19 protein-coding genes are annotated in these 22,830 nt (G+C 71.3%); 12 read left to right on the forward strand and 7 right to left on the reverse strand.

Going from position 1 to position 22,830, the window contains the following annotated elements; all coding sequences use genetic code 11:
* Complete coding sequence (locus FHX82_RS27280; RefSeq protein WP_145933415.1) at positions 1-675, forward strand: GH12 family glycosyl hydrolase domain-containing protein; 675 nt, start codon at positions 1-3, stop codon at positions 673-675.
* Here FHX82_RS27280 and FHX82_RS27285 read toward each other — a convergent pair.
* Both FHX82_RS27285 and FHX82_RS27290 read right to left on the reverse strand, forming a co-directional pair.
* Positions 654-1,493 carry an SGNH/GDSL hydrolase family protein gene (locus FHX82_RS27285; RefSeq protein ID WP_145933414.1) on the reverse strand — a complete coding sequence of 280 codons (840 nt, stop codon included), beginning with the start codon at positions 1,491-1,493 and terminating at the stop codon, positions 654-656. The two genes, FHX82_RS27280 and FHX82_RS27285, sit on opposite strands and share 22 nt — an antisense overlap.
* Positions 1,490-2,824 (reverse strand): MFS transporter, encoded by a 1,335-nt coding sequence (locus FHX82_RS27290; RefSeq protein ID WP_221216619.1) that lies wholly within the window; start codon positions 2,822-2,824, stop codon positions 1,490-1,492. Before FHX82_RS27290 ends, FHX82_RS27285 begins: the two co-directional genes overlap by 4 nt.
* Positions 2,825-2,984: 160 nt before the next feature.
* On the opposite strand from FHX82_RS27290, the gene FHX82_RS27295 reads away from it, so the two are divergent.
* On the forward strand, positions 2,985-3,608 hold the full coding sequence (locus FHX82_RS27295) for a TetR family transcriptional regulator (RefSeq protein WP_145933413.1): 624 nt from the start codon (positions 2,985-2,987) through the stop codon (positions 3,606-3,608).
* A 405-nt stretch (positions 3,609-4,013) separates the two neighbouring features.
* Here the strand turns inward: FHX82_RS27295 and FHX82_RS27300 are convergent, their stop codons facing one another.
* Positions 4,014-4,595 carry a TetR/AcrR family transcriptional regulator gene (locus FHX82_RS27300; protein WP_229881156.1) on the reverse strand — a complete coding sequence of 194 codons (582 nt, stop codon included), beginning with the start codon at positions 4,593-4,595 and terminating at the stop codon, positions 4,014-4,016.
* Between the two features lie 94 nt (positions 4,596-4,689).
* Between FHX82_RS27300 and FHX82_RS27305 the strand changes: the two genes are divergently transcribed.
* Positions 4,690-5,697, forward strand: a complete 1,008-nt coding sequence (locus tag FHX82_RS27305; protein WP_145933411.1) for an aldo/keto reductase — start codon at positions 4,690-4,692, stop codon at positions 5,695-5,697.
* A 19-nt stretch (positions 5,698-5,716) separates the two neighbouring features.
* Here FHX82_RS27305 and FHX82_RS27310 read toward each other — a convergent pair whose 3' ends face one another.
* Complete coding sequence (locus FHX82_RS27310; RefSeq protein WP_145933410.1) at positions 5,717-6,202, reverse strand: MarR family winged helix-turn-helix transcriptional regulator; 486 nt, start codon at positions 6,200-6,202, stop codon at positions 5,717-5,719.
* Between the two features lie 115 nt (positions 6,203-6,317).
* Here FHX82_RS27310 and FHX82_RS27315 point away from each other — a divergent pair, with 115 nt between their 5' ends.
* The 4 genes from FHX82_RS27315 (at position 6,318) to FHX82_RS27330 (ending at position 10,083) form a co-directional block, all read left to right on the forward strand.
* Positions 6,318-7,496, forward strand: coding sequence for an FAD-dependent monooxygenase (locus FHX82_RS27315; RefSeq protein WP_145933409.1), 1,179 nt, complete (start codon positions 6,318-6,320; stop codon positions 7,494-7,496).
* Positions 7,497-7,614: 118 nt separating this feature from the next.
* Positions 7,615-8,358: a D-Ala-D-Ala carboxypeptidase family metallohydrolase gene (locus FHX82_RS27320; protein WP_183176869.1), complete on the forward strand. Its 744-nt coding sequence runs from the start codon at positions 7,615-7,617 to the stop codon at positions 8,356-8,358.
* A gap of 40 nt (positions 8,359-8,398) precedes the next feature.
* On the forward strand, positions 8,399-8,953 hold the full coding sequence (locus FHX82_RS27325) for a mycothiol transferase (RefSeq protein ID WP_145933408.1): 555 nt from the start codon (positions 8,399-8,401) through the stop codon (positions 8,951-8,953).
* Between the two features lie 149 nt (positions 8,954-9,102).
* On the forward strand, positions 9,103-10,083 hold the full coding sequence (locus FHX82_RS27330; protein ID WP_145933407.1) for a helix-turn-helix domain-containing protein: 981 nt from the start codon (positions 9,103-9,105) through the stop codon (positions 10,081-10,083).
* On the opposite strand, the gene wzt is transcribed toward FHX82_RS27330, so the two are convergent.
* Positions 10,065-10,805: a galactan export ABC transporter ATP-binding subunit Wzt/RfbE gene (wzt, locus tag FHX82_RS27335; RefSeq protein ID WP_145933406.1), complete on the reverse strand. Its 741-nt coding sequence runs from the start codon at positions 10,803-10,805 to the stop codon at positions 10,065-10,067. The two genes, FHX82_RS27330 and wzt, sit on opposite strands and share 19 nt — an antisense overlap.
* Positions 10,806-10,908: 103 nt before the next feature.
* On the opposite strand from wzt, the gene FHX82_RS27340 reads away from it, so the two are divergent.
* A complete protein-coding gene (locus FHX82_RS27340) occupies positions 10,909-11,514 on the forward strand; it encodes a TetR/AcrR family transcriptional regulator (protein WP_229881154.1) in 606 nt (201 codons plus the stop codon).
* A gap of 4 nt (positions 11,515-11,518) precedes the next feature.
* Here the strand turns inward: FHX82_RS27340 and FHX82_RS27345 are convergent, their stop codons facing one another.
* Positions 11,519-12,112 carry a TetR/AcrR family transcriptional regulator gene (locus tag FHX82_RS27345; protein ID WP_145933404.1) on the reverse strand — a complete coding sequence of 198 codons (594 nt, stop codon included), beginning with the start codon at positions 12,110-12,112 and terminating at the stop codon, positions 11,519-11,521.
* A 127-nt stretch (positions 12,113-12,239) separates the two neighbouring features.
* On the opposite strand from FHX82_RS27345, the gene FHX82_RS27350 reads away from it, so the two are divergent.
* The 3 genes from FHX82_RS27350 to FHX82_RS27360 are packed head-to-tail and all read left to right on the forward strand — an operon-like array spanning position 12,240 to position 17,253.
* A complete protein-coding gene (locus FHX82_RS27350) occupies positions 12,240-14,162 on the forward strand; it encodes a primary-amine oxidase (protein WP_145933403.1) in 1,923 nt (640 codons plus the stop codon).
* The gene (locus FHX82_RS27355; RefSeq protein WP_145933402.1) at positions 14,159-15,814 is read left to right on the forward strand and encodes an amidohydrolase; all 1,656 of its coding nucleotides are present in this window, start codon (positions 14,159-14,161) and stop codon (positions 15,812-15,814) included. Before FHX82_RS27350 ends, FHX82_RS27355 begins: the two co-directional genes overlap by 4 nt.
* A gap of 26 nt (positions 15,815-15,840) precedes the next feature.
* A complete protein-coding gene (locus FHX82_RS27360) occupies positions 15,841-17,253 on the forward strand; it encodes an APC family permease (protein ID WP_145933401.1) in 1,413 nt (470 codons plus the stop codon).
* Positions 17,254-17,260: 7 nt separating this feature from the next.
* Here FHX82_RS27360 and FHX82_RS27365 read toward each other — a convergent pair whose 3' ends face one another.
* Positions 17,261-18,316: a glycoside hydrolase family protein gene (locus FHX82_RS27365; protein WP_145933400.1), complete on the reverse strand. Its 1,056-nt coding sequence runs from the start codon at positions 18,314-18,316 to the stop codon at positions 17,261-17,263.
* A 159-nt stretch (positions 18,317-18,475) separates the two neighbouring features.
* On the opposite strand from FHX82_RS27365, the gene FHX82_RS27370 reads away from it, so the two are divergent.
* The gene (locus tag FHX82_RS27370) at positions 18,476-22,795 is read left to right on the forward strand and encodes a non-ribosomal peptide synthetase (protein WP_221216620.1); all 4,320 of its coding nucleotides are present in this window, start codon (positions 18,476-18,478) and stop codon (positions 22,793-22,795) included.
* Positions 22,796-22,830 lie beyond the last annotated feature (35 nt).

The raw sequence follows: 22,830 nt of genomic DNA on the forward strand, positions 1-22,830 counted from the left end.
ATGAGGATTGCCACCACCGTCACGGCCGTGCTCGCCTCGGTCCTGCTCGGCACCGCGACCGCGCAGGCCGCCACCTGGTCGTCCAGCGACCAGTGGGCGGAATGGTCCACCGGCGGTTACACCGTCCGGCAGGACTGCTGGGCGTCGAACCACGGACCGGAGACGATCTACGCCAACTCCTCCAGCAACTTCTGGGTCGACTCGACGCAGCCCGCCACGGACGGCGTCAAGTGCTACCCGCATTCGGCGCGCAACGTCGGCCGAACCCTGTCGAGCCTGGCCACTCTCACGAGCAGCTTCAACGTGACGCTGCCGGGCAGCGGGGTGTACAACGCGGCGTACGATATCTGGGCGAACAGCAACGCCTACGAGGTGATGATCTGGGAGAACCGGGTGACCGCGGGCCCGCTCGGCTCGAAGCAGACGACCGCGAGCATCGGCGGCGTGAGCTACGACGTCTACCGGGGCAACAACGGGCACGAGGTGTACTCGTTCGTCCGCGGCAACGTGACCAGCGGCGGCGTCGACATCCTCTCGGTGCTGAAGTGGTTGCGCAGCAACGGCTGGTGGGGCGACGTGACCCTCGGCGAGGTGCAGTTCGGCTTCGAGATCAGCTCCACGGGCGGTGCGACGGAGCGGTTCACGACGAACAGCTACTCGGTGTCGTTCTCCTGAACCGCTGCCGCGAGAATCCCGGCCACGTGGGCCATTCCGGCGGCGTTGGGGTGGTACGGGTACGCCGGGGACGCGGGCACGGCGCCTTCGAGCCAGCGCTGGGCGGGTGCCTCGCACAGGCCGAGCCGGGCGCTCGGCCGCCGGATGTCCACATAGGACGCGCGATGCGTCGCGGACTCCCACGCCAGCATCGCCGCCAAGCGGTCGAGGGTGCGCTGGATGTAGTCGGCGTCGCGTGGCGCGAAGGGGTCGGCCGGGTAGCAGCCGCCCGGGCGCCAGTAGGTCAGGTATCCGGTCACCACCACCTTCGCCCGCGGCGAGCGGCGGTGGATCTCCGCCAGCGCGGCGCCGACCTTCGGCGCTGTCGCGCGGATGCGGGCCTCGAACTGGTCGCGGCCGTCCACAGTGTACTGCTCGCGGCACGACGGCTCGACGACAACGCCGCCCGGGCTCGCGCACGTGACGAACGCCGACGACAGCGCGAGGTCGTTGGCGCCGATCGCGAGGGTGACCAGGCCGGTGTCCGGGCGCAGGGCGTCGAACTGGGGCGCCACCACGCCCGCCTGCCGTCCCGCGAGGTCCGCCGTCGTGGCGCCCGAGCACGTCACGTCGGTCAGCGCGGCGTGCAGGGTCGCGGCCAGCACGTGCGGCCAGTTGCGGTCCGAGCGCAGGCAGGTCGCGTCGATCTGGTCCGGGATCAGGGGTCCCGCGGCCGACGAGTCGCCCAGCGCCACGTACCGGAGCGGCTCCTGCGCCAGCGCCTGCCCGCCCGTCAAGCAGCACACCACCGCCAGCACGGCGGCCACCGCGGCCCTCATGCCGTTTCCAGGTCCACTGTGGACGGAACGTCGTCCCGGTGTCGCTTCTCCCGGCGGATCGCCCGGGCGAGCAGCGGCACCAGCGCGAGGCCCACGCCGGACGCGACGAGCAGCGTGTAATACGGCGACAGCAGGTTTCCCGTCGCGTCCTCGATGAGGCCGTAGGCGTAGGGGCCGGCGAAACCGCCGGTGATGCCGACCGTGTTGATGAACGCGAGCCCGGCCGCGGCCAGCAGACCGGACATGCGCGACATCGCGACGGACCAGAACAGCGGCAGCGTGCCGAGGGCGAAGAAGCTGGACAGGAAGATCAGGACGATGCGCACCGCCGGGTTCGCGGAGATGAGGAAGACGAGCAGGATCACCGCCGTCCCACCGGCACCGACCCCGATGAGCGTCACCGCCCGCCCGATCCGCCGTTCGAGCCAGGGGAAGAACAGCACCCCCACCAGGCCCGCGATTCCGCCGCTGCCGGCCACGAGCCCGACCAGGAACGGGTTCCGGATGCCGAGCGACTGCAGCAGCGCCGGGTAGTTGAAGCCCACGCCGGAGCTGATCGCCTGGTTGATGAAGTAGATCGCGGCGAGCGCGAGCACCGTGGGGCGGCCGAAGGCCAGGCGCAGGTTGCCGCGGACCCGCGTCGCGGACGGCGCGTCCTGCCCCACCGCCCGGTGCGTGAGTTCGGCGGCCTGCTCCGGGGTCAGCCACTTCGCGTCCGCGGGACGGCCGGGCAGGGTGAACCACACCAGCACCCCGGCGACGACGGTGACGAGCCCTTCGACGAGGAACATCCACTGCCAGCCCCGCAGCCCGCCGGCGCCGTCCAGCTCCATGAGCGCGCCGCCGACCGGCGAACCGACGAAGATCGCGAGGCACGGCGCGGTGTAGATCAGGCCGACGATCGTCACCCGGTGCCTCTGCGAGAACCACAGCGTGACCAGGTACATCATGGCCGGGAACAGCCCGGCCTCCGCCGCGCCGAGCAGCAGTCGCAGCAGGTAGAACGACCATTCGCTGTGCACGAACATCATGGCGGCCGAGACCGCGCCCCACGTCACGGCGATCCGGGTGATCCACAGCCGGGCGCCGACCCGGTAGAGGACCAGGTTGCTCGGCACCTCCAGCAGCGCGTAGGTGAGGAAGAACAGGCCGGCGCCGAGCCCGTAGGCCGCCGCGCCGATGCCGATGTCGGCCTCCAGCGCCGTCTTCGCCAGCGCGATGTTGGTGCGGTCCACATAGGACATGAAGTAGGCGATGCCGAGCACCGGCAGCAGCCGGCTCATGGCCTTCTTCGTGGCCAGCTCGTGCAGCAGGTCTTGCGCGTTCGTCATGGGACGCCCTCCGGGAGCGGCTCTGCTCGGGGTTTCCGGATCGCTTCTAGCCCATCTACCTGCGATACTACCGAGTATCACGGTAAGTCCGGCCGGCTTGCGGTGTCAACGTCGCGCTCGTGGCGTGCGAGGATGACGGCCGGGGCGGGGAGGAGGAGCGGTGAGCGCAGAGGAGACGGCGGTGACGAGCGAGGTCCGGCAGCGGATCCTCGACGCCGCCGCGGAGGCGTTCATGGCCGGCGGGTTCGCCAACGCCACGATCGACGACATCGCCCGCGAGGTGGGGGCGACGAAGGGCCTGGTGTACTACCACTTCCGGTCGAAGTTCGACATCTTCCTCGCCGTCTACGAGGAGGGCATGCGCCGCGTCCGCGAGCGGGTCGAACCCCACGCCCGCGGCGAGGGCACCGCCCGCGAACGGCTCGTGGCGATGGCCGTCGCGCACGAACTCAACCTGATGGAGGACCTAGCCTACCACCACGTCGTCCACCAGGCGGTGCGGGACCAGCGGTCGACCGCGCTCAAGGCCCGTCAGCGCGACGCGCTGACCGCATTGAACCGCCTGCGCAGCGACTACGAGCAGCTCTTCCGCGGCGTCGTGACGGAAGGCATCGAGGACGGCTCACTCCGCCGCGTCGACCCGGCGCTCGCCACGCGGACGCTGCTGAGCAACCTCAACGCGGTGGACATGTGGTACCACCGCGTGGACGGCCAGCCGGCCGACGAGGTGCACGCCCTGGCCCACCGCATCGTGGACCTCCTCATCGGCGGCCTGGCCTCCTGAGCGGCGACTCTCCCCCGCGGCGGCGTGGACCTTCGACCGACCCGAGCCGCCCGATCGCCGACCTCGTCATCGCGGCGTGTCTTCCTGACCGGCTGGCTCTCTCCGGCCGCGCCGCAGCCCCCCGACCAGAACCTGGCCACCCGATCGCCGACCTCGTCATCGGGGGTTTGCTTCCTGAAGGGAGGTTTCCAGCGGCACCGCAGGCCCTCGACCGACCCGGGCCGCCCACCCCATCGGCGGCCTGGCTTCCTGAGCGGCGACTCTCCCCCGCGACGCCGCAGGCCCTCGACCAGAACCGCCATCCCGCGCACGACCCGAGCCGCCCGATCGCCGACCTCCATCGGTGGCCTGCTTCCTGAGGCGCGCTTCTCCCCCGCCGCCGCGAGTGCCACCACCACGCCGTGCTTACGAACGCTCTCCCCCGCCGCGGCGCAGGCCGTCGACGAGGACCGCGACCATCCGCTTCCCGTGCTCCGGACTCCGGCCGGGCACGGGCTGGCACAGCTGCGCGATCGCGTGCAGCAGGTCCTCGGCGCCGACGTCATCCCGGATCTCGCCCGCCGCGGCGTCGAGCAGCGCCGCGAGGGCGGGGCCCAGCCGCTGCCGGAAGTACCCCGGCAGGCCCTCGAACGCCGGATCGCCCGAATGCAGCGCCGAGGCCAGCCCGCGTTTCGTGCCGAGCAGCTCGGTGAACCGGTCCACCCACTTCGTCAGCGCCTCCACCGGCTCGTACTCCGCGCTCAACGCCGGCCCCGCGTCGGCGACGGCGTCGATCCCGCTCTGCACCACCGCTTTCACCAGGTCCGCGCGCTGCGGGAAGTGCCGGTAGAGCGTCCCGACCCCCACCCCGGCCAGGTCGGTGATCTCCTTCGCCGGCGCGTCCACCCCCGAGGTGTCGAAGACCTTCCTCGCGGCTTCGACCAGTGCGTCCACGTTGCGCCGCGCGTCGGCGCGCCGCCGGCGCGGCGCCGGGCTGTTCTCGCTCACCACACCACCCCTCTTGCATAACCGGAAAGCCTTTCCGTATAGTTGCGGAAAAGCTTTCCACTTAGCGTCAGCATACCTCCCGGGAGCCAGCCCCATGCAGTACCGCACCCTCGGCCGGACCGGCATCAGAGTCAGCCCCTACGCGCTGGGCGCCCTGATGTTCGCCACCTCCATGGGCAACGCGCCCGAGGAGTCCGCCCGCATCGTCCACAAAGCACTCGACGCCGGGATCAACTTCATCGACACCGCCGACGCCTACGCCGACTCCGAAGAGGTCGTCGGCAAGGCGCTGAAAGGCCGCCGGGACGACGTCGTGCTCGCCACGAAGTTCGGCCGTCCCATCGGCGAGAAACCCCACGCACAGGGCGCCTCCCGCCGCTGGATCGTCACCGCCGTCGAGAACTCGCTGCGCCGCCTGGGAACCGACCACATCGACCTCTACCAGCTCCACCGGCCCGACCCGGCCACGGACTTCGAGGAAACGCTTTCCGCGCTGACCGACCTGATCCGCAGCGGCAAGGTCCGCGCGATCGGCGCCTCCGGCACGCCCGCGTCCGACATCGTCGAGGCCCAGTGGGTCGCCGAACGGCGCGGCCTGGCCCGGTTCCACACCGAGCAGCCCGCCTACTCGATCCTCAACCGCGGCATCGAACGCGAGGTGCTGCCCGTCGCCCAGCGCTACGGCATGGGCGTCCTGGTCTGGGGCCCGCTCGGCCAGGGCCTGCTCACCGGCCGCGTCCGCAAGGGCGGGCCCAACGACCTGCGCCGCGCCGGCCGGGTCCGGCACCTCGGCGACGAGCGCCGTCTCGACGTCGTCGAACAGCTCGTCCCGCTCGCCGCCGAGGCCGGCCTGCCCCTGACCCACCTGGCCATGGCGTTCACCACCGCCCATCCCGGCGTCACCAGCGCGCTGCTCGGCGCGCGCACGATGGAGCAGCTCGACGACCTGCTCGCCGGGCTGGCGGTGCGGCTGGACGACGACCTCCTCGACCGCATCGACGAGATCGTGCCGCCGGGCACCGACATCGGCGTGCTCGACCAGGAGTACCGGCCGCCCGCGCTGGACGATCCCGCCCTGCGCCGACGTCCCCTGGCCGCCTGACCGTCCACTCAGGACAAAGTCATTCCTCGTCCAAAGAGGACAGGAAGGTCGCGACGTCATCGGTGAACCGCAGCAGCAGGTCGTAGAAGGTCCGGCGGTCCTGGGCGGACCAGCCGGACAACGCCTCGCCGAACCAGCCGAGCACCGTCGCGGCGTACCGTTCCGCGATCGCCGCCCCGTCCGGGGTCAGTTCCACCAGGCGGGCGCGCCGGTCGTCGGGATCGGCCAGGCCGCGCACCAACCGGCGCCGTTCGAGCACGTGCAGGTGCCGCGTGACGTGCGGGCCGGCGACCTGCATCCGCTCCGCGATCTCCCCGACCCGCATCGCCTTCCCGCCCAGGTACAGCGCGAGCAGGATCGAAAGCCCGGGCCGTTCGAGGTCGGCGCCGGCGTGCTTCATCGCCCGCTGGGGCAGGCCGCTGCGGTTCATCAGGGTGCCCAGCTGCATGAGCCGGGGCAACACGGTCCGCAGGTCGGGCGTGCCGCCTGGCTCGGTGTCGGCCATCACACTCCCCATAGATGCCTAACTTAGGTATATAGTCGACCTCGTCCACCCGGGCCGGCACCGCATTGTCGCACCCGGAGAATAGATACCTAACTTAGCTATCTGGGGAGTTCTCATGAGCACCACTGTTCTGATCTCCGGCGCGAGCATCGCCGGGCCCGCCCTGGCCTACTGGCTGCGGCGGTCCGGGTTCGCGGTGACCGTCGTGGAGAAGGCGCCCGCGCTGCGGGCCAGCGGCTACCCGATCGACATCCGCGGCACCGCGCTGGACGCCGTGCGGCACATGGGGATCCTGCCCCGCCTGCGGGAGCTGCACATCGCCACGCGGCAACTGGTCTTCCTCGACGCCGACGGCAGCGAGGTGGCGAAACTGGAGCCCGAGCTGGTCACCGGCGGCAGCGACCGCGAGGACCTCGAAATCCGCCGCGGCGACCTGACCACCGCGCTCTACGACCTGGTCCGCGACGACGTGGAGTTCCGGTTCGGCGACTCCGTCGACACGTTCACCGACCACGCCGGCGGGGTCGACGTCACCTTCCGCAGCGGCCGCCAGGAGACCTACGACCTGGTGATCGGCGCCGACGGGCTGCACTCGCACACCCGTGAGCTGGTTTTCGGGCCCGAGGAACGGTTCCACCACTACCTCGGTTACTGCTTCGCCGGGTTCACCATGCCCAACGACTTCGGGCTCGTCCGCGAAGCGCTCGCGTGGACGACGGTGGGCAGGGGCGCCGCGCTCTACGCCGTCCTCGACAGCAAGGAGGTGCACGGCTTCCTCGTCTTCGGCCGGCAGGAGCCGCCGATCCAGGCGTTCCGGAACCCGGAGGCGCAACGCGACCTGGTCGCCGAGACGTTCGCGGGCGAGGGCTGGGAAATCCCGCGCATGGTCGCCGCGATGCGCGAAGCCGATGACCTCTTCTTCGACGTGGTAAGCCAAATCCACCTGCCACAGTGGACAGAGGGTCGGGTCGCGCTCGTCGGCGACGCCGCCCACGCGCCGTCCTTCGCGACGGGCCAGGGCACCAGCCTCGCCCTCGTGGGCGCCTACATGCTCGGCCACGCCCTCGCCACGATCCCGGACCACACAGCGGCGTTCGCCGCGTACGAGAAGGGGGTGCGGGACTTCGTGGAAGCCAACCAGCGCCTGGTGGGCGAAGGGCGGGCGCTCCTGTTCCCCACGACGGAGGAAGCGCTGGCGCAACGGAACGCGACGCTTCGCGCGCTCGCCACCGCGCCGGCATCCGAGCGGCACCCCGAACACTCGGCGCTGACGCTGCCGGACTTCCCCGGCTGACGGAGCGGGCCCGGCGGCGTGTCAAGAGGATTTCCTTGTCACTCAAGGAGCTTGCCTGCCGATGCCGAGGCGGTAGCCTTCCACGCAGTCGCGCCCCTCGTCGTGGGAAAGGAACGCCATGTCCTCTGCATCCCTGAGCCGCCGGCGAATGCTCCGCACCGCGGTCGCCGTGGGCGCCGGCGCGGTGGCCGGGCCACTGCTGCTGACCGGCGTGGCCAGCGCCTACAGCTGGTCGCGCCAACTGCAGGAGGGTACGAGCGGCGCGGACGTCACCGAGCTGCAGATCAGGGTCGCGGGCTATCCGGCGAGCAGCGCGAGCCAGACCCGGCTGGCCGTCGACGGGGACTTCGGCCCCGCCACCACCGCCGCGGTGAAGCGCTTTCAGGCCGCCTACGGGCTCACCGCCGACGGTGTCGTGGGCGCGGCCACGCAGGCGAAGCTGAACGCGCTCGAATCGTCCGACGGCTCCACCGCGCACTTCGAGTGGAGCGAGTTCACCGACCGCGTCAGCGGCACCTTCGACGGCGGCAAGGTCAGCGCCGCGAGCGCCAAGGAGAACGTGCGGCGCTGCATGTACAAACTGGAGGCCCTGCGGCTCAAGCTGGGGAACACGCCGATCACCGTGAACTCCGGGTTCCGCAGCATCGCGCACAACGCCGACGTCGGCGGCGCGAGCGACAGCATGCACCTCTACGGCACCGCGGCGGACCTCGACGTGCCCGGCGTCGCGAACCGCACCGTCTACCAGAAGGCGGAAACCTGCGGTTTCTCCGGGCTGGAGACGTACACGGCCGATCACCAGCACGTCGACAGCCGCGCCGACCTCGGCCGCGCGTGGTGGTGGGAGGACGGCACGGTCTGAGCCCAGACAATCCGCTTGCCCCGCAGGGCATCCTGGGAGGGTGAGCGACGTGCCCGAGCGATGGGGTCAGGCCCGGATCCACCCCGACATGTGGGTGGATCCGGGCGACGATCCGCGCAACACCGCCGGCGTCAGCCCGGACGGCGAGCTGGCGACGGTGCGGGACTACCTGAAGGACTACCGGCTGACCCTCCTCATGAAGTGCGAGGGTCTCGGTGCCGCGGAGCCGGCGCGCCGGTCGGTGCCGCCTTCGACGATGTCCCTGCTGGGGCTGGTCCGCCACCTCGCGGAGGTCGAACGCGACTGGCGCACGTGGCTCCGGCCCGACGGCCCGGCGCCGAAGCTGTACGGCGGCACGGACGCCGACTTCGAGGGAGCCGCCGCGGAGCAGGCACTGGTCGACGGCGCGTTCGCGGACCTCGCCCGCGAGCAGGCGGCCACCGACGCGGCGCTCGCCGCGCACCGGGACCTCGGCGAACGCGTGGGCAGAGGCATGCGGCGAAGGGCTTGGCGTGCGGCATTTCCGTGGTGTCCACTGTGGTCAGTAACCCGTGGGACTCCGCGTCCGACGAGGGTAGCCATCCGGGTGCCATGATCCACGAAGCGCTGTTCTCGCCTTCGTTTCCATCCGCCAGAGCGCACACCTTTTACGCCGGAGTGCACACCTTTTCACCGTTTCTGCCCCGATATGCCCCTTTAGCCGGTTACGCTGGCCATCGGTTCGAGGCGTCGCTGGGGGCGGTCATGAGGGTCGTGAGCACGGACGACGTGCCGGTGCGGGACAGGTTCGCCTACTGGCACGAGGTGCACGAGCAGCTGTGGGCGCCGTACGAGCTGCGGCGTGAGCCGGGAAGCGCTTTCCGGGCGCAGGTCGCCGTGCGGGAGTTCGGCCCGGTGCAGGTGACGCTGATGTCCACCATGCCGCACACGGTGCACCGGAGCCGGGCGATGATCCGCCGCGGGGATCCCGAGGTGGGCAAGCTCGTGTGCTTCATCCGCGGCGCCGGTGTCGTCACGCACGGCGACCGCTGCCTGCGGATGGGCGTGGGCGACCTGAAGCTGTACGACACGTCGCGCCCCTACCAGGCGGTATTCGCCCCGGAGCTGCCCGTGCACCAGCTGCTGTTGCTGCGCTTCCCCCGGTCGTCGCTGCCGCTGCCCGCCAGGGACCTGCGCACGGTGCGCGAGGCGCTCCTCCCGCGCGCCCACGGGGTCGGGGCGCTGGCGTCGCAGTTCCTGCTGCAGCTGGCGCGGCAGTGGAACGAGCTCACCGCGGCCGACACCGCGCGGCTGGCCACCGCGACGCTGGACGTGCTCACCGCGGCGCTCGCGGGCGCGCTGGACCGCCGCGACGCCCTGCCGGAGCACACCCGGAGCCGGGCGCTGCTGGCCGAGATCCACACGTTCATCCGCACGCACCTCGGTGAGGCGGACCTGACCCCGGCCACCATCGCCGCGGCGCACCACATTTCCGTGCGGTACCTGCACAAGCTCTTCCACGAGCAGGGCCACCCCGTCGGCGAGTGGGTGCGGCAGCAGCGGCTGGCCCGGTGCCGGCGCGACCTGGCCGACCCGCAGCTGGCCGCCCGCCCGATCGGCACGATCGCCACGCGATGGGGCTTTCCCAGCGCCGCCCACTTCAGCCAGACCTTCCGCACCGCCTACGGCGAGTCGCCCCGCCAGTTCCGCGAACGCCCCGGCGCCGTTCAGTCGCGTCCCTGGTAGGCGGCGAGCACCTCGCGCACCGGGCCGTGCAGCCGGATCCGGCCTTCGTCCATCCAGATCGCCGTGGTGCACAGTTCCCGCAGGAGCTCGTCGGAGTGCGAGGCGAACATCAGCAGCCCGGAGCGGTGGACTAGGTCCACCATGCGGCCGCGCGCCTTGGCGATGAAGGCGGCGTCGACCGCGCCGAGACCCTCGTCGAGGATCAGGATCTCCGGGTCGATGGTGGTGACCACGCCGAGCGCCAGCCGGACCCGCATCCCCGCGGAGTACGTCCGCAGCGGCAGGTGCAGGTAGTCGCCGAGCTCGGTGAACTCCGCGATGTCGTCGGCGCGCTTGCGCATCGCCTGCCGTGACATGCCGAGGAACAGGCCGCGGATGAGGATGTTCTCGTAGCCGGACCCCTCCGGATCCATCCCGACACCCAGGTCGAAGACCGGCGCGACCTTCCCCTCGACCCGGGCGGTCCCGCGGGTGGGCTCGTAGATGCCCGACAGCAGGCGCAACAGGGTCGACTTGCCCGCCCCGTTGTGCCCGACCAGCGCAACCCGGTCGCCCTCGGCCAGCGACAGCGTGATGTCGCGCAACGCCTCGATGATCGGCGCCTTCGCCCCGGTGCCGATCGCGCCGCCCACCTTGCCGAGGACCTGCTTCTTCAACGACCGGGTCTTGGCGTCGAAGACGGGGAAGTCGACGTAGGCGCCGCGCACCTCGATGTGGACCATGCTCTGGAACTCGCTCTCCTCGACGGACCATACGATAACAGTAATTATCATTACCGTTGCCCTGGCCGTCCGGTGTCGCGGGGTGAGCGGTAACGTCCTGGCCGTGAGTGCTCAGCACGGCTTCCGCCCTCCGCAGCAGGCTCGTAGCCGGGCCTCGCTGCAGAAGGTGCTCGACTCGGCCGAGCACATCCTGAGCACCGAGGGCATCGACGAGTTCACCGTGGCGGCCGTCGCCGAGCACGCGGGTGTCTCGGTCGGGGTGATCTACCGCCGCTTCACCGGCAAGGAACAGCTGCTCAGGGCGGTGAAGGACCAGCTGCTCGAACAGCTCGAAGCCGGCGTCGCCGTGGCGCTGCGCGCGGCCTCCCCCGGGCTCCGCGATGTCATCGGCGCCTTCACCCACGCGATGGCGCACGCCTTCTCCAGCCACACCAAGGCGTTCCCGGAGCTACTCAGCGGCCAGCCCGCGGAAGGCGCCGAACGCGGACTGCAGGCGCTCGCGACCGTCCAGCAGGCACTCACCGATGCCGCCGGGCCCGCCGTGGACGCCGCCGCGATGCGGTTCGTCGCGCGCAGCATCATCGGCTCCTGCGTGCACCGGGCCGCCAGCTGCCGGTCCTGGCCGGACGGCCTGTCCTGGTCGGACTGGGCGGAGGCCACTACCGAGCTGGCCATGTCCTACCTGGACAGTCCGGAAAGGACGAAATAGACCCTCAACCCCGGCGCAGCCGGGCGAAGAACTCGTCCAGCTGGGCCAGCTGACGGTCCGGCGTGGTCTCCCGCGGCGAGAGCACGCCCATGATCTGCAGGCCCATCAGCATGGAGAGCAGCTCGTCCACGACGGCGTCGACATCCGGCAGTTCGCCGATCTCCCCGTCCTCGGCGGCCTCGCCGAGCCGGGCGCTCATCTCCTCGCGCCAGCGGTTCAGGAAACTCGTGTGCATGGCGGCCTTTTCGGGCGAGTTCAGTGCCTGCTGCCAGAACGTGATCGCCAGCCGCGCCTCCGTGCACCGCTCCTCGTCCAGCGGCATGATCTCCAGGCACAGCGTGCGCAGCCCGCCCAGCCCGCGGCGTTCGCCGTCCGCCTTGTCCGCCCGGGTGTTCGTCGCGTCGAAGATGTGCTGGAAGGCGGCCGTGAGCACCGCGTCCTTGTTCGGGAAGTAGTACAGCAGGGCCCCGTTGGCGAACCCGGCCGCTTCGGCGATCCGGCGGGTGGTGACCGACTGGATGCCCTCCTCGGCCACCAGCCGCCACACCACCCCGATGATCTCGCGACGGCGCGCGTCGTGATCGACGACCTTGGGCACGATGATCTCTTTCCGCTGGTGATCGGGCTTTTCCAGGATAGGCCGTAACGCAGCCGTTACCTCGCACCCCTGGTTTTTGTACAAGTGCTCAGTATAGTTGCCGCCACGCGCTTCGAGGAGGATGCCGATGTCCGAACATCCGCTTGCCGCGGTGGCGGCCGAGGAGATCCGCACGGTCCGCCAGGTCGCGGAAAAGGCCGGCCTGGTCGCGGACAGCACCCGGTTCGTGTACGTGGGCCTCGACGAACCACCCAAGGCCGACGTGCTCGCCCACCGCCCGGAAAGCCCGCCACAGCGCCGTTTCCGCGCCCTGCTGCTGGACCTGGCCACCCAGATCTCCCGCGACGTCGTGGTCGACGTGACCGCCGCCGAGGTGGTGTCCGTGACCGAGCTCGACACCGCGACGAGCGGGCAGCTTCCGGTGCTGGACGAGGAGTTCGAGCTGGTCGAACAGCTCCTCGCCACCGACGAGCGCTGGCTCGCGGCGCTGGCCGCCCGCGGTCTCGCGGTCGAGCACGTCCGCGTCGCGCCGCTGTCGGCGGGCGTCTACGCGGACGAGTACCCCGAGGAGTCCGGCCGGCGCATCCTGCGCGGCCTGGCTTTCCTGCAGGAGCACGAAACCGACTCCGCGTGGGCGCATCCGGTCGACGGGCTCGTCGCCTACGTCGACACGATGAACCGCACCGTCGACCGGGTCATCGACTCCGGGCCGGTGCCGGTCCCCCGCGAATCGGGCAACTACGACGACCCCGCGGTGCGCGGACCGCTGCGCACCACCCAGAAACCGATCGAGATCACCCAGCCCGAAGGTTCTAGCCTCCGGCTCGACGGCAAGGTGCTGACGTGGGAGAAGTGGTCGCTGCGGGTGAACTTCGACGCCCGCGAGGGGCTGGTGCTGCACCAGATCGGGTTCGACGAGGGCTCCGGCGTTCGCCCGGTCGTGTACCGCGCGTCGATCGCGGAGATGGTGGTCCCCTACGCCGATCCCGCGCCCGTGCGGTCGTGGCAGAACTACTTCGACACCGGCGAGTACCTCGTCGGGCGCTACGCCAACGCACTGGAGCTCGGCTGCGACTGCCTCGGCGAGATCACCTACCTGGACGCCGTGATCGCCGACGAGCGCGGCGAACCGAAGACGCTCCCGAACGCCGTCTGCATCCACGAGGAGGACTACGGAATCCTGTGGAAGCACAGCGATCTGTGGTCCGGTTCGGTGCAGACGCGCCGCCAGCGCCGCCTCGTCGTGTCGTTCTTCACCACGGTCGGCAACTACGACTACGGGTTCTACTGGTACTTCTACCTCGACGGCACGATCGGCTTCGAGACCAAGGCCACCGGCGTGGTGTTCACGTCCGCGCACGACGGCGGCGACTACCCGTACGCCGCCCCGATCGCCCCCGGTCTCGGCGCGCCCCTGCACCAGCACCTGTTCAGCGCCCGGCTGGACATGACCGTCGACGGCCCGCGCAACCAGGTCGAGGAGGTCGACGTCGAGCGCGTCCCGATCGGTCCGGACAACCCGCGGGGAAACGCTTTCACCACGAAGAAAACCGTTCTCCGGACGGAAAACTCGGCACAGCGCGACGCCGATCCGGCGCGCAACCGGGTGTGGCACATCGTCAACCCCGAGCGCCGCAACCGGCTGGGCCGCCCGGTCGGCTACGCCCTCGTGCCCGAGGGCCTGCCGACGCTGCTCGCGGATCCGGCGTCGTCCATCGCGCGCCGCGCGGCCTTCGCCACCCGGCACCTGTGGGTCACGCGCTACGACCCCGCCGAGCGCTACCCGGCGGGCGACTTCGTCAACCAGCACGCCGGGGGCGCCGGGCTGCCCGCCTACACCGCGGGAAACCGCTCGCTCGAAGGCGAGGACATCGTCGTGTGGCACACGTTCGGCCTCACCCACGTGCCGCGCCCGGAGGACTGGCCGGTCATGCCGGTCGATTACACCGGTTTCACCCTCAGGCCGGTCGGGTTCTTCGACCGCAACCCCACGCTCGACGTGCCGCCGTCGGCGTCCGCGCACTGCCACCACGGAGCGGAGCACTCATGACCGCCGACCTCGTCGTGACCGGTGGCCGGATCTGGACACAGGACCCGCGGCAGCCGTGGGCCGAGGCGCTGGCGGTGCGCGACGGCGTCCTCGTCGCGGTCGGCACCGCCGCCGAAATCGCGCGGCTCGCCGGGCCGGACACGACGATCCGCGACGTCGCCGGCGCCATGGTGATGCCGGGGCTGGTCGACGGGCACGTGCACCTCAACCTCGGCGGGAGCCAGGCCGCCTTCGAGCTGCCGCTGCTGCCGACCGACGACCTGCCCACGATCCTCGGCAAGGTCCGCCGCTGGGCCGGAGACCTGGACGCCGGCGCGTGGGTCGTCGGCGGGATCGTCGGCAGCACCGTGCTGGACGGGCTGACCGACGCCGGTTTCCTGGCGCAGCTGGACGAAGCCGCGGGCGGGCGGCCGGTGCTGCTGCGCGACGACAGCATGCACAACCGGTGGGTCGGCTCACGCACGCTGGAAGCGATGGGCGTCGACGCGGACACGCCCGATCCCGACGGCGGCCACTACGTCCGCGATCGGGCAGGCCGGCTGACCGGGGTGCTGCACGAATCGGCCGCGGCACAGGCGGAATCGGCCTTCGCCAGGTCGATCGCCGACCCGCAGGCGCGGACGGCGGCCGCCGTGCGCACCGCGATCGAGGTCCTCAACGGGTACGGCGTGACCTCGGCGCAGGAGGCCGCCACCATGCTCGGGCCCGCGACCGCCCTGCACGCGCTCGAGGAGGCGGGCGAGCTCAACGCCCGGGTCGTGCTGTCGGCGCCGGTCCGGCCGTTCCTCGAAGACGGCATCGTCGGCGAGGAGCTCATCGAACGCCTCGCCGGGCTGCGCGGTGACCTCGTCCGTCCGGACTTCGTCAAGATCGTGCTCGACGGCGTCCCGATGACACGCACCACCGCGCTGCTGTCGCCGTACCGGTGCCACCACGGTGAAAAACCGTTCCGTGGCGAGCTCTACTGGACCCTCGACGAGCTCGTGGCGCAGCTGAACCGCTGCGCCGAACTCGGGCTCGGGGCGAAGCTGCATGCCACCGGGGACGCGTCGGTCCGGCTCGTGCTCGACGCCGCCGAAGTGCTGCGCCGGAAAACCGGATCCGATATCCGGTTGCAGATCGCGCACACCGAGTTCGTGCACCCCGACGACGTCGCCCGGTTCGGCGAGCTGGCCGTGGTGGCCGATCTGTCGCCGTACATCTGGTACCCGGGCGTGCTCCAGGACAGCATCGCCGCCCAGGTCGAGCAGGACCTGGTGGACTCGTCGTGGCCGGTGCGCGACCTCGTCGACGCCCACGCGCTCGTCGCCGCGGGCTCCGACTGGCCCTGCGCCGCGCCCACGCCCGATCCGTGGACCGGCCTGGAAACGCTGGTGACCCGCCGCAACCCCGACGAGCGGTTCCCCGGCACCCTCAACCCCGGCCAGGCCCTCACCGTGGCGGAAGCCATCGCCGCCTTCACCACCAACCCGGCGGAAGCGATGGGCCTCGGCGGCGTCACCGGACGGCTCGCGCCCGGTTACGCCGCGGATTTCCTGGTACTGGACCGGATTCTCTTCGACATCGACCCCGGCGACATCCACGCCACGGCGGTCGAGCAGACCTACTTCGCCGGACGGCTCGTGCACGAACGGAAGCCCTCGCGTTCCTGAACCCTCCTCCTCCCCTGGAGCCAGCCATGGTCGAACCGGGCATCACCTCCTCCCCTGCCGACAGCGGCCACACCCTCCGCGGGTCCATCGGGATCCCCGGCATCGTCTTCCTCGTCGTGGCGGCCGCCGCCCCGCTGACGGCGATCGGCGGCGCGCTGCCGGTCATGCTCGCCATCAGCAACGGGCCGGGCGTGCCGCTCGCGTACCTCGCCGTCGCGGTCGTGTTGCTGCTCTTCAGCGTCGGCTACGCGACGATGAGCCACCACGTCGTCGACACCGGCGCGTTCTACGCCTACGTCACGCGGGGTCTGGGCACCACGCCCGGTCTCGGCGCGGCGGGGCTCGCGCTCCTGGCGTACACGGCGATCCAGGCCGCGGTCTACGGTCTGGCGGCCACGACCCTGCGGGGCATCATCACGCACTACGGCGGACCCGAGATTCCCTGGTGGGTGCTGGCCGCGGTGCTGCTGCTGATCGTGGCCGCACTGGGCTACCGCAGCATCGACGTCGGTGCCCGGGTGCTCGGCGTGATGCTCGTGCTCGAAATGGGCGTCCTGACCGTGCTCGCGGCCACGATCCTCGTCAGGGGCGGCCCCGGGGGCTACTCCGCGACGTCGTTCGCGCCCTCGACGTTCTTCCACGGCGCGCCGGGCATCGCGATCATGTTCGCCGTCGCGTCGTTCATCGGGTTCGAGGCGACCGCGATCTACGGCGAGGAAGCCCGCGACCCCAGGCGCACGATTCCGGCCGCCACCTACATCGCGGTCGTGCTGATCGGCGTGTTCTACGCGATCTGCAGCTGGGCCGTCGTCGTCGCCTACGGTCCGGCGCAGGTCGAGGCCGCCGCCGGCGCGGACACGTCGGGACTGGTGTTCAGCGCGGCCGCCCGCTACCTCGGCACCGGGTACGCGGACGTCATGAACATCCTGCTGCTGACCAGTTTGTTCGCGGCACTGCTGGCGTTCCACAACGCGATCGCGCGCTACCTGTACGCCCTCGGGCGGCAGGGGGTGGGCCCGGAGCCGCTCGCCCGCACCCACCACCGGCACGGGTCGCCGTACGTCGGCTCACTGGCCCAGACCGTGTCGGCGGCCGTCATCCTCGCCGTGTTCGTGCTGGCTGGCAGCGATCCGGTGCTGAACCTGTTCACCTGGATGTCCGGCCTGGCCACGGTGAGCATCCTGGTGCTGATGGTCCTGACCGGGGTCGCGATCCTCGCGTTCTTCGCCCGCCACCGGGTCGACACGCGCATTTGGCACACGCGGGTCGCGCCGGCGCTCGGGCTCGCCGGGCTGGCCGGGATCACCGTGCTGGTGCTGCTGAACTTCACCACGCTGATCAGCGGATCCGCGACACTGGCGGCCGTCCTGCTCGCCCTGGTGGTGGTGTTCTTCGCCGGCGGCCTGCTCCTGTCGCGGTTCTCGCCTTCCGCCCGGTGAGCGGCCGTCAATCGCACGTCCAGGGGCGGAACGGCTGCCACGGGGCCGCCGCGGGACTGGGTGCGGTGTAGACGAGCTGCTCGAAGTGCACGGGTGCGGCGGTCTCGTCGAGCGACCCGTTCCACAGGTCGATCCCCTGGTAGGGCCGGCCGTCGACGAAGGAGACCGCGCGGGGCTGGCCGCCGCAGGAGGTGGCCGACAGGTCGCGGCGGCCGGTGGCCGGGGCGGAGACGCCGGAGTTGGCCGGCGCGGTCCAGGGGCCGAGCGGGCTGGTGGCGGTGGCGTAACCGGTGCCGTCACCGGAGCAGTAGCCGCAGTTGGGGTCGCTGTAGGTCATGATCCAGAGGTCGTGCGCGGTGTCGTGGTACGCGCTCGGAGATTCCACGGCGGTGAGCCCGGCGAGGTCGTTCGCGCCCGCGCCGGTGCCGTCAGTGCCCCACTGGTCGAGCTGCTCACTGCTCAGTGTCTGGTCGGCCTGGGTGCACAACAACACCGGGCCGGCGCCGGTCCGCGTGAGGACGTCGAAGTCGCCGTTGCCGCCGCACACGGACAGGCTGGGCTTGTGCGGGGAGCCGCAAGGCCCGGCCGGACCGGTGCAGCTCAGGGCGTAGTAGGCGTTGGCCCCGCTGCGGTTGTAGTCGGCGGGGGCGTTGAACCACAGGAGCCAGCTGCCGTCGTCCGCGCCCCAGCCGGTGCGCTGGATCATGCGGGGGTTGAAACAGCCCGCCCCGGTGCTGCCGCACTCCACCGTCCACGTGGTGCCGGTCCACGAGTCGATGTCGTGGGGAGAGAACAGGATTGTCGCTGCGCTCCAGGTGACTTTGTCGGTGCTGGTGGACACGCCGAAGCCGCACCACGGAGTGCCGGCCTGGCCCCAGGTGAAACCGCACCCGTACTCGGTGCCGTAGAGGTAGTACGTGCTCCCGGTCTGGACCAGCTTGCCGTCGTGCAGGTCCAGACCAGTCAGGGTGAAGTCGGCTCCGGCAGCCGCCGACGCCGTCCGGCAGGCCAGCGACGCCAGGACCGTCAGCGCGACGAGCAGTGCCACGGTTCTCGTTCTCATCGGGGTCCTCCGGATCGCCGTGCTCCCGATGATGAGCCGGCCCCCGGAATTTCCGTAGGCGACGTTTTCCGGACCTTGCGCCCGGTGCGCCGGGAGGCCAGAACCTCCACAAGCACTCCCCCGGGTGGCAGCTCGTAACGGAATCGGTACGTTGCGTGTATGCCGATCGAGACCCTGCCGCTCACAGCTGCCCAGACGGGGGTGTGGTTCGCCCAGCAGCTGGATCCCGCCAACCCCAGCTACAACGCCGCCGAGGCGGTCCACATCGACGGTGCCGTGGACGTCCCGCTGCTGACCGCCGCGCTGCGGCAGACCGTCGACGAGGCCGAGGCCGTCCGTGCCCGGTTCGACGAGGACGCGCACGGCCGGGTCCGGCAGGTCATCGAGCCCCTCTCCGACTGGCAGCTCCCGGTGGTGGACCTGCGCGAAACCGGGGACCCGGACGCGGCGGCCGAGGAGTACATGGGGGCCGACCTGCGGCAGCCGGTGGATCTCCGGCAGGCCCCGCTGTTCGCCTTCGCCCTGCTGCGCACCGGCGACGCGCGCTGGGTCGCCTACTTCCGGCTGCACCACGCCGTGCTGGACGGCTTCGGGTTCGCCCTGTTCATCCAGCGCGTCGCGGCCCTCTACACCGCGGCCGAGGAACGGACCGAGCCGCCACCCTGCCCGTTCGGCTCGCTGCGGGAACTGCTCGCCGAGGAGGCCGGGTACCGGCGTTCCGAGCGGTTCACCCAGGACCGCGAGTACTGGGCCGGGCAGCTGGCCGGCTGGCCCGCGCAGCGGTCACGCACGCCCTGGTCGATCGTGCCGCACGCGTTCGTGCGCGAGACCGGTCACCTCGCGCCCGAGGACGCGGCGGGCCTGCGGGCGCTGGCGCGGCAGGCCCGCACGAGTCTGCCGCCGGTGGCGATGGCCGCGCTCGCGCTGTACGTGCACCGCCTGACCGGCCGGGACGACGTCTCGCTGGAGCTCACCGTCAACGCCCGGCCCGGCAAGCTCGCCCGCTGCGTGCCGTCGATGGTCGCCAGTGTCCTTCCGCTGCGCACCGCGCTGACGCCCGCCACCAGCGTGCTCGACGCGGTCCGCGGCGCGGCGGACAACGCCAAGCAGCTCCTGCGTCACCAGCGCTACTCGTCCGCGGACCTGGTGCGCGACCTGGGCCTCGCGCCCCACCTCGGCGGCTACCTCGGCGACTGGGGCATCAACATCATGATGCACGACGCGCGGCTGCGGTTCGGCCGGCATTCCGCGACGCTGCACAACCTGTCCAACGGACCGGTGACCGGCCTCGGCGTCAACGTGTACGACCGGCCCTCCGACGGCTCGCTGCGCATCGACTTCAACGCCGATCCGGGCAAGTACGACGCCGCGACGCTGGCCGCCCATCACCGGCGTTTCCTGCGGCTCCTGCGCACCCTGGCCACCGCCGACCCGGGACAACCGGTGGGCACGCTCGACCTGCTGGACGCCGGAGAACGCGAACTCGTCCTGCACACCTGGAACGACACCGCACGCCCGGTTCAGCGGCAGACCCTGCCGGAGCTGTTCCAGGACCAGGCTCGCCGGCGTCCCGAGGCCAACGCCCTGGTGTGCGGGGAGATCACGTTGTCCACAGCGGACCTCAACAAGCGTGCGAATCGCCTGGCGCACCTCCTCCTCGCCCGCGGCGCGGGCCCGGAAACCCGCGTCGCGGTGGCGCTCCCGCGCACCGCCGACGCCATGGTCGCGCTGCTGGCGGTGCTGAAGGCAGGCGCGGCCTGCGTACCGCTGGACATCGGCCAGCCGCCCGCGCGGCTGGCGTGCCTGCTGGACGACGCCGCTCCCCTGTGCGTGCTCACCACCACGGATGTCCCGCTCCCGGAAGGACATCCGCTGCTGCTCCTTGACGAGTCCGATGTGGACAGTCAGGCCGATACCGACCCGGACACCGCTCCGCAACCCGGGCACGCCGCCTACCTCAGCTTCACCTCCGGGTCGACCGGCGCCCCGAAGGCCGTCGTGGTGGAACACCGCCAGCTGGCCAACCTCTACGCCGACCATCACGCCGAGCTCATCGCCGGGCGGCGCCTGCGCTCCGCGGTGACCGCGTCGTTCTCGTTCGACACCTTCTGGGAGTCGATGCTGTTCCTGGCCGCCGGGCAGGAGGTCCACCTCGTCGACGACGCCACCAGGCTCGACCCGGCCGCACTGGTGCGCTACTTCCACCGGCACCGCATCGACTTCGCCGACCTCACCCCGTCACTGGTGTGCAACCTCCTGGCGCACGGCCTGTACTCGGGGCCGGAGAAGTTCCCGTGGCAGCTGATGGTCGGCGGCGAGGCCATCGACGCGCAGCTGTGGACGACGCTGGAGAAGACATCGGGAGTCAGCGCGTGGAACTTCTACGGTCCCACCGAGTCCACTGTGGACGCCGTGTACTGCCGGATCCGCGGACAACGCCCGGTCATCGGCAAGCCGGGCCACAACGTCCAGGCGTACGTGCTCGACGCCGCACTGCAGCCGCAGCCCCCGCTGGTCCCCGGTGAGCTCTACCTCGCCGGGGCGCAGCTGGCTCGCGGCTACCACGACCGGCCCGGCCTGACCGCGGAACGCTTCGTGCCCAACCCCTTCGGCCCGCCCGGCGCACGCCTGTACCGCACCGGCGACGTCGTCCGGTGGACCGCCGACGGCGACCTGGAGTACCTCGGCCGCGCCGACTCGCAGCTCAAGCTGCACGGGGTCCGCATCGAACCCGGCGAGGTGGAAACCGCGCTGCTGAGCCATCCCGGCGTCGCCCAGGCGGTGGTCACCAGCACCGGCCGCGCGCTCGTCGCCCACGTGGTTCCCCGCGCGGAGCCGGTCGCCGAAGCCGAGCTGCGGACGTGGGCGGCGCAGCGGCTGCCGGCCGCCATGGTGCCGTCCACGTTCGTGCCGTTGCGCGAGCTTCCCCTGACCGCACACGGGAAACTCGACCACGCGGCCCTGCCCGCCGCCGAACGCCGCGCCGGCCGGGAGGCCGAAACCACCCGCGAACGACAGCTGTGCGTGCTCTTCGCCGAGGTGCTCGGGCTCGACCACGTGGGCGTGGACGACGACTTCTTCGCGCTGGGCGGCCATTCTCTGCTCGCCGCCGCGCTCGTCGGCCGCCTGCGCGCCGACCTGGGTGCCGAGGTCGCGCTCGGCGCCGTCTACCAGGCGCCCACCGTGGCCGAGCTCGCCCGGCACCTCGACCAGGCGGCCCCCGCGCGTGCCCTCGACGCCCTCCTGCCGTTGCGTGCCGCCGGGAACCAGCCGCCGCTGTTCTGCGTGCATCCGGCCGGCGGCCTCGCCTGGTGCTACGCGGGTCTGCCGCGGCACCTGCCCGCCGGCCTCCCGGTGTACGGCCTGCAGTCCCCCGGCCTCGACAAGCCCGGCGAGCTGCCCGCGACGTTCCCGCAGCTGGTCGACGACTACGTGCGCCGGATCCGCTCGGTCCGCCCGTCCGGGCCCTACCGCCTGCTGGGCTGGTCCCTCGGCGGGGCGCTGGCCCACGCGATCGCGGCACGCCTGCAGGCCGGCGGCGAGCACGTGGCGCTGCTCGCGCAGCTGGACAGCAGGCCGATCGACCCCGCACTCGTGCTCGGCGGCCGGCGGACTTCCCGGACTGACGCCGGAGCAGATCACCGCGCTCACCACCGTCCTTGCGCACTCGGTGACGCTGCTGCCCACCTACCACGAGTCGGTGTTCGACGGGGACCTCGTGTACTTCCGTGCCACGCAAGGAGAATCCGTCGCCGACAGCGCGGTGTGGGAGTCGCGGATCACCGGCCGGGTGCGCACGCACGACCTCGGCTGCACCCACCACACGATCACCGGTCCCCAGCCGCTCGCCGAGGTGGGCGCCGTGCTGACCGGATATCTGACCGGTCACGCGGCACGGCTATCTTCGCGGGCATGAGCGAGTTCGACATCCCCGACACCGAGGTCCTCAGGGCGCGCCAGAAGCTCGTCCTCGACCACTTCCGCGACGAGGTCGCCCAGGACTGGGACGCCACGTTGTCCACCTTCCCGCACCCGCACTACGAGCTGATCGCCACGATGACCGTGCACGACGGCGACTCGGACGTCCGCGGTTACTACCACGACACCCGCGTGGCGTTCCCGGACCAGCACCACGAGCTGATCTCGTTGCGGCACAGCAAGGACGCCGTCGCCGTGGAATTCTGGCTACTGGGCACACATCTCGGTCCGTTCGGGCAGATTCCCGCCACGGGCTCGAAGTTCCGGGTGCGCATGACGGCGTACTTCGTCTTCGACGAGCACGAGAATCTGGTGTGCGAGCGCGTCTACTTCGACAGCCTGACGATGCTCAAGCAGCTCATCGGCGGGATCGACAAGCGGAACCCGCGGAACTGGCCGCTGCTGGCCAAGGTCGTGCGGGGCCTGCTCAAGATGTCGGGCGAGCAACCCGACCCGCGGCTGTTGCGGACCACCGAACCCGAGCTCGAAGCACTACCGTAGGCAGCTGCCGCCCGGTGGCGGGGGAAGGTGGTCGA

This window comes from Amycolatopsis bartoniae, from assembly GCF_014191255.1.
GTDB lineage: Bacteria > Actinomycetota > Actinomycetes > Mycobacteriales > Pseudonocardiaceae > Amycolatopsis_E > Amycolatopsis_E bartoniae.

What these genes read in the sequence shown, in the direction of transcription:
- FHX82_RS27285 (WP_145933414.1), bottom strand. Translation starts at nt 1,493, where the DNA reads ATGAGGGCCGCGGTGGCCGCCGTGCTGGCGGTGGTGTGCTGCTTGACG.
- FHX82_RS27360 (WP_145933401.1), top strand. Translation starts at nt 15,841, where the DNA reads ATGGTCGAACCGGGCATCACCTCCTCCCCTGCCGACAGCGGCCACACC.
- FHX82_RS27280 (WP_145933415.1), top strand. Translation starts at nt 1, where the DNA reads ATGAGGATTGCCACCACCGTCACGGCCGTGCTCGCCTCGGTCCTGCTC.
- FHX82_RS27350 (WP_145933403.1), top strand. Translation starts at nt 12,240, where the DNA reads ATGTCCGAACATCCGCTTGCCGCGGTGGCGGCCGAGGAGATCCGCACG.
- FHX82_RS27320 (WP_183176869.1), top strand. Translation starts at nt 7,615, where the DNA reads ATGTCCTCTGCATCCCTGAGCCGCCGGCGAATGCTCCGCACCGCGGTC.
- wzt (WP_145933406.1), bottom strand. Translation starts at nt 10,805, where the DNA reads ATGGTCCACATCGAGGTGCGCGGCGCCTACGTCGACTTCCCCGTCTTC.
- FHX82_RS27290 (WP_221216619.1), bottom strand. Translation starts at nt 2,824, where the DNA reads ATGACGAACGCGCAAGACCTGCTGCACGAGCTGGCCACGAAGAAGGCC.
- FHX82_RS27315 (WP_145933409.1), top strand. Translation starts at nt 6,318, where the DNA reads ATGAGCACCACTGTTCTGATCTCCGGCGCGAGCATCGCCGGGCCCGCC.
- FHX82_RS27365 (WP_145933400.1), bottom strand. Translation starts at nt 18,316, where the DNA reads ATGAGAACGAGAACCGTGGCACTGCTCGTCGCGCTGACGGTCCTGGCG.
- FHX82_RS27305 (WP_145933411.1), top strand. Translation starts at nt 4,690, where the DNA reads ATGCAGTACCGCACCCTCGGCCGGACCGGCATCAGAGTCAGCCCCTAC.
- FHX82_RS27330 (WP_145933407.1), top strand. Translation starts at nt 9,103, where the DNA reads ATGAGGGTCGTGAGCACGGACGACGTGCCGGTGCGGGACAGGTTCGCC.
- FHX82_RS27355 (WP_145933402.1), top strand. Translation starts at nt 14,159, where the DNA reads ATGACCGCCGACCTCGTCGTGACCGGTGGCCGGATCTGGACACAGGAC.
- FHX82_RS27310 (WP_145933410.1), bottom strand. Translation starts at nt 6,202, where the DNA reads ATGGCCGACACCGAGCCAGGCGGCACGCCCGACCTGCGGACCGTGTTG.
- FHX82_RS27370 (WP_221216620.1), top strand. Translation starts at nt 18,476, where the DNA reads ATGCCGATCGAGACCCTGCCGCTCACAGCTGCCCAGACGGGGGTGTGG.